This window comes from Terrisporobacter sp., assembly GCF_017888745.1.
Classification (GTDB): Bacteria; Bacillota; Clostridia; order Peptostreptococcales; family Peptostreptococcaceae; genus Terrisporobacter.
Genome location: NZ_JAGHFM010000190.1, coordinates 1 through 6,138, shown reverse-complemented (window position 1 = coordinate 6,138; position 6,138 = coordinate 1). Strand labels below are relative to the sequence as shown.

The following is a 6,138-nucleotide window of genomic DNA, read 5'->3' as shown; positions in this document are numbered from 1 at the left end:
TTTTTATGAATTAACTAATGGTGTAGACAAAAAAATAGCTGATTATAAAAAGAATGAAGATAATGAATGGGAAGTAATATATATTTATCCTGAGAAATGTTTAGAAAATGAGGATTAAAAAGAATACTAAAGTAATGGTAAAAATAAAACCATATTAATCTTATTAAGTAAATATTACTAATTCACATAAAATAAATAATTAAAATTTATAGAAAAATATGAACAAAAATTTTTAAAATAAATACTATTATATTAGGAAGTGGTAGTGGTAAATATCTCAAACTAACACTTAAAACTCTTCAAGGAAGCTTTTTAAATGGTACAGATGAACTAAGCTTCATCAAGAGTATAATATTTAAACAACTTTCGGTAGATAACTTTTAAGCCACTTCCTTTTATATGTTCAATCAAAAGTTAGATAGACAAAAAGTAGAATTAGAACTTTTTGATATTTAATGATTTTTTTTGAAAAATAAATATTAATTACATAAAGAAAAATATAATTATATAACTTTTTTTATAATTAAATACAAATACTATTTCTATATAATTAACTTTTCGAAAGGAGATATAATTATGAAATGTCTTAAATATATAGAAAAGTATTCAAATGCAAACAAAAAGATGAGAAATATAATTATATGTGGTGTAGCAACATCTTCATTAGCAGCAGGAGCATATATTGGAATTAGGAAAGCTGTTAAAATGAAGAATAATAAAGCTGAATATGATGAAGATGAAATAGAAGAAATTTTTAAAGAAAAAGAAAGAATGAAATTTTATGAAGATGAATTCATAAGACAAGAAGAGGAAGAGGAAGAACTAAAAAAAGCAGTTGAGGAATTTAATTCAAAAAGACTGATAAGAGAAAATTGTCCTCATTGTGGAAAGAAAAAAAATGATAATAAGTAAAAAATATAAAAATATATTTATTTTGATGAAAAAGATTACTAAAAATATAAATATAACAAATATAAAGAGTTAGAAAAAAGCCATGATTTCATGGCTTTTTATTAAATTTTATTTTTTGTTAAATTTTCAGAAAAATGAAAAAACTATGCTATAATCTAATTAACACTGGATAATGACAAATAAGATTGATTTCAAGTCCTAATATGGATAATACAAGTACATTAGGGGGATCTTAAAATGTTACCAAGAATATATAATAAAAGGGAAGACATAGATACATCTCGTTTAAGAGCATTCGCAGAAATTAATTTAACAAACTTTAAACATAATATTGAAGTTATTTCAAACATGTTAGATGAAGATTGTGAAATAGTAGGTGTAGTTAAAGCAAATGCCTATGGGCATGGAGCAGTAGAGGTAGCTAGTTATTTTGAAGGTATAGGAATTAAACATTTTGCAGTAGCATGTATTAGTGAAGGTATAGAACTTAGAGAAGGTGGAATAAAAAATGAAATAATAGTTTTAGGATACACTCCTGTTTGCCAAAAAGAAGAATTAATAAAGTATGATCTTACACAAACATTGATAAATGAATCATATGCTAAGAAATTAAGTAATATTAAAGGAATAGTAAAGGGTCATATTAAATTAAATACTGGTATGAATAGATTAGGTGAAACAAAAGAGCATTTGGAAAAGATTAAAAATATGTATGAATTGAAAAATATAAATATAACAGGAATTTTCTCCCACTTATCTAGAGCAGATAGTGATTTAGAAGAAGATATTATATTTACAAGAAAGCAAATTGACAAATTTAATTATATAATAGATGAATTGAAATTAGATAATATAGAACTTGGAGAAGTTCATCTTCAAAATAGTTATGGTATTGTTAAATATAGAGGTATCCACCTTGACTTAGCAAGGCCGGGAATTATACTGTATGGAGTTTCTTGTGATCCATGTGATAAGATATTAGCAAATTTACCTAAGAATGAAAAGTTAAAACCAGTGATGTCCTTAAGGTGTAAAGTAGCAATGGTAAAAGAGGTAGAAGAAGGAGAAACTATAGGATACGGTAATAATTTTACTGTAAATGAGCCGATGAGAATTGCTACAGTAACTCTAGGATATGCAGATGGATTTTCTAGAGCTGTATCAAAAAAGGATTGTAAAGTACTGGTACATGGTCAGTTTGGAAGAATCATAGGTAACGTATGTATGGACCAGATGATGATAGATATAAGTAATATTGATGATGTGAAAGAGGGCGATATAGTTACAATATTCGGTCAAGATGGTGATAATTATCTCCCTGTAAATCAAGTAAGTGAACTTAGTGGAACAATAACTAATGAAACATTAAGCTGTATAGGTAATAGAGTAAAGAGAGTATATCATTTTTAATTATTAAAAGCTACAGATCTAATGATTTGTAGCTTTTCTATATGTAGTATATTTGATGTTAATTAAGCATTTTATAAATAAAATTTGTATGTTCATTTAAAATATTAATGCCTATTAAGATTAATATTATACCTCCAATTATTTGAGCATAATTTTTAAATAATGAGCCTAGTTTTTTTCCTATCAGTACACCTAAAAAACAAAGTAAAAGTGTGATTACTCCTATACTTGTACAAACTGGTAGTATAGAAATGTTTAAAAATGCGAAGCTGACTCCTACAGCTAAAGCATCTATAGAAGTTGCTATTGATAAAATTATTAATTCTTTTGTATCTATTTCACCGTCGCAAGTAACTGTAAGTTCAGGATTTCTGCAATCTTCAAAAGCTTCAAATATCATCTTTAAGCCAATAAAAGATAATAAAAACAAAGCTATCCAATGATCAAAAGCTGTTATATATGATTGAAATCTTATGCCGATAAACCAACCTATAAAAGGCATTATCCCTTGAAAAAATCCAAAGAAAAAAGCAATTTTAAAAGATATGTAAAAGTTAACTTTTCTCAATGTCATACCTTTCGTGACCGAAACTGCAAAGGCATCCATGGCAAGGGCAAAACCAGTTAGAATTATAGTAACAAAACCCATAAATTAGTCCTCCTTAGTAAATATTCATATGACTAATTACTAATTATTATTACTTTTAATATATTTAAATTTATATATATTATTCTTGAATAAGATTTTTTAAATTCATGTTATCTTATAAATAAATTTAAAGTATAAAAATAATTAATATTATACATAATATAATTATTAGAAAAGATAGGAATGAATTACAAATTTTTGGAGGTAATTATGGAAACATGGATTTGCACAATTTGTGGATATATTTATGAAGGTGAGAGTTTTCCAAAAATTTGTCCTGTATGCAAAGAATCCAAAAATAAATTTGAAATAAGTAAAGAAAAGTTAAGTTTTTTAGATAAATATGGAGTAGGGATAGCCAAAGAATTAGATACAGATATGATAAATGATTTTAGGGAAAATTTCAAAGATGAGTGTAGTGAAGTTGGTATGTACTTAGCCATGAGTCAAGTGGCCAATATTGAAGGGTACCAAGAAATAGCTGAAACATATAAAACTATAGCTTACGAAGAAGCTGAACATGCATCCATATTTGCACAATTTTTAGGAGAGAATGTCGACCAATCAACAAAGAAAAATTTAAAAGTTAGAATAGTAGCAGAGAATGGAGCCATTGATGGAAAGTTAAAAATAGCTAAAAAAGCAAAGGCACTGGGATTAGATATAATTTATGAGACTTTACAGAAGATGTCTGAAGATGAAGCTAGACATAGTAAGATTCTTTTAGATCTTTTTAATAAATATTTCTAACAATTAAAAAATTAAGTAGAAAATAAATCTAAGTAGATATAATTAAATCATGAAAATAAATATTAATATTAAAGAATTAAAAATATTGTTGCATTTGAATAAAAATTAACTTATAATAATTTCGGTATAAAGATTTATATTAAAATTCGATGATTAAAAGAGTAAATTATATGTTGATTTATATCACGTCTCTATATATTTGTATAGGGGCGTTTTTTATATAATAAATTATTAATACAGTGGGGAAAATTGTTAAAATTGACATAAATACAAAATACTAGAAAATACTATAAAGACAAATGTTTATGATGAAAATGTTAAAGTATTCAAATATAAAAGAAGTAAATTTTATATCAAGATATATGAATAGATTGATTTTATTATTTGTTAATAAAAAAGAAAGGGTGAAAAAAGTGTCAATAACTAAGGATGATGTTATGTATATTGCAAAATTAGCAAAATTAAGATTTGATGATGAAGAGGCAGTTGCTTTTGCAAGCGAATTTGAGATTATACTAGATCAATTTAAAACGTTGGATAACTTAAAGTTAGATGAAGTAGAAATAACAAGACCTAATGTGGCAGTTGTAAGAAAAGATATGTGTAAAAAATGTGAGATTAATGATTTATATAGAAATGTTAAATTAATGAGAGAAACTTTGATTGAAGTTCCTAAAATCATTGAGTAGGAGGATACTTTGATGAAAAATTACAGAATAAAAGAATTAGTTGAAAAAATTCAAAGTAAAGAAATAACATCAGAAGAAGTTGTAAAATATTATTTAAAACAAATTGAAGAAAAAGAGGAAACAATAGGAGCTTTCCTATTAATACAAATGGAGATAGCCTTGAAGAAAGCTAAAGAGATAGATGAAAAAATAAAAAGAGGTGAAAAAGTAGGGAAGCTCTCTGGTATTCCTATAGCCATAAAAGATAACATTTGTACAAAGGGTGTACTTACTACTTGTGCATCAAAAATGTTAGAAGACTTTATACCTCCATATGATGCAACTGTAATTAAAAAGTTACAAGATGAAGATGCTATACTAATAGGTAAAACAAATTTAGATGAGTTTGCAATGGGGTCATCAACAGAGAACTCAGCATTTAAGATTACTAAAAATCCCATAGATAATACAAGAGTACCAGGAGGATCGTCTGGAGGATCTGCAGCAGCCGTTGGAGCTGACATGGTACCTTTATCATTAGGTTCGGATACAGGTGGCTCAATAAGGCAACCGGCTGCATTTTGTGGAATAGTTGGAATGAAGCCAACTTACGGTTTAGTATCTAGATTTGGTCTTATAGCTTTCGCTTCCTCTCTTGATCAAATAGGACCGTTTTCAAGAAGTGTTGAGGACAATGCTTACTTGTTAAACATTTTAGCAGGAGAAGATGACTTTGATGGAACTACTGTTAAAGGTTTAGACATAAAAGATTATACTAAAGATATAGATAAGGGTATAAGAGGAATGAAAATAGGTATTCCAGTTGAGCTTATAGAAGAAAAATGTCTAGATACACAAATAAGAGATGCACTATACAAAGATATAGAAATTTTAAAAGAATTAGGTGCAGAAGTTGAAGAATTTTCATTACCAATAATAAAAGATAGTCTTGCACCTTACTATATAATTTCTTCTGCAGAAGCTAGTTCAAACTTAGCTAGATTTGACTCGATAAGATACGGATATAGAACTAAAGAATACAGTAGTGTGGAAGACTTAGTTGAAAAAAGCAGGAGTGAAGGTTTCGGGAAAGAAGTTAAAAGAAGGATAATGCTTGGAACTTATGTACTATCTTCTAGTTATTATGATGCTTATTATAATAAGGCTAAAAAATTTAGAGATAAACTAAAAAATGATTTCAAAGAAGCATTCAAAAAATACGACATTATAATTAGTCCTGCATCTCCTATACTACCATTTAAAATAGGAGAAAAGTGTGAAGATACTACTGCAATGTACTTAGCTGACATTTATACAATCAACATAAACTTAGCAACAGTTCCAGCATTATCAATGCCAGGAGGAATAAGCAAAGAAGTACTCCCAATAGCCTTTCAACTAATAGGTGATCAATTTACTGAAGATAAATGTTCTAAAGTTGCTTATGCTCTAGAGAAAAAATTATCACTTAAATTTTAAGTAGGAGGTGTAGATCATGATGTTAGAAACTATTATTGGTTTAGAAATTCACGCAGAGTTAAAAACAAATACAAAAATCTTTTGTTCTTGCTCAACAGAATTCGGAGCTAAACCAAATGAAAATACATGCCCAATTTGTCTAGGAATGCCAGGAACACTACCTATATTAAATGAAGAAGTAGTTAATCTAGCTATAAAAGCTGGTAAAGCAGTAAAGTGTAGAATAAATAATTACAGCAAAATGGATAGAAAAAATTATTTTTATCCAGA

General features: G+C 27.3%; 6 protein-coding genes and 1 pseudogene. 6 read left to right on the top strand and 1 reads right to left on the bottom strand.

Annotated elements, in window-relative coordinates; translation table 11 throughout:
- The first annotated feature begins 576 nt into the window (after positions 1 to 576).
- Both J7G74_RS09370 and vanT read left to right on the top strand, forming a co-directional pair.
- Positions 577 to 912, top strand: coding sequence for a hypothetical protein (locus J7G74_RS09370; protein ID WP_297134524.1), 336 nt, complete (start codon positions 577 to 579; stop codon positions 910 to 912).
- Positions 913 to 1,149: 237 nt separating this feature from the next.
- The gene (vanT, locus tag J7G74_RS09365) at positions 1,150 to 2,322 is read left to right on the top strand and encodes a serine racemase VanT catalytic subunit (RefSeq protein ID WP_297134521.1); all 1,173 of its coding nucleotides are present in this window, start codon (positions 1,150 to 1,152) and stop codon (positions 2,320 to 2,322) included.
- A 58-nt stretch (positions 2,323 to 2,380) separates the two neighbouring features.
- On the opposite strand, the gene J7G74_RS09360 is transcribed toward vanT, so the two are convergent.
- Entirely contained in the window at positions 2,381 to 2,971 is a 591-nt protein-coding gene (locus J7G74_RS09360) for a manganese efflux pump MntP (protein ID WP_297134519.1), read from the bottom strand.
- A gap of 210 nt (positions 2,972 to 3,181) precedes the next feature.
- On the opposite strand from J7G74_RS09360, the gene J7G74_RS09355 reads away from it, so the two are divergent.
- The 4 genes and pseudogenes from J7G74_RS09355 to J7G74_RS09340 all read left to right on the top strand — a co-directional run.
- A complete protein-coding gene (locus J7G74_RS09355) occupies positions 3,182 to 3,721 on the top strand; it encodes an NADH peroxidase (RefSeq protein WP_297134517.1) in 540 nt (179 codons plus the stop codon).
- A gap of 413 nt (positions 3,722 to 4,134) precedes the next feature.
- Positions 4,135 to 4,410: an Asp-tRNA(Asn)/Glu-tRNA(Gln) amidotransferase subunit GatC gene (gene gatC, locus J7G74_RS09350; RefSeq protein WP_297134514.1), complete on the top strand. Its 276-nt coding sequence runs from the start codon at positions 4,135 to 4,137 to the stop codon at positions 4,408 to 4,410.
- A gap of 12 nt (positions 4,411 to 4,422) precedes the next feature.
- On the top strand, positions 4,423 to 5,868 hold the full coding sequence (gene gatA, locus J7G74_RS09345) for an Asp-tRNA(Asn)/Glu-tRNA(Gln) amidotransferase subunit GatA (RefSeq protein ID WP_297134511.1): 1,446 nt from the start codon (positions 4,423 to 4,425) through the stop codon (positions 5,866 to 5,868).
- A gap of 16 nt (positions 5,869 to 5,884) precedes the next feature.
- Positions 5,885 to 6,138, top strand: a pseudogene (locus J7G74_RS09340) (Asp-tRNA(Asn)/Glu-tRNA(Gln) amidotransferase subunit GatB); the annotation flags it as partial.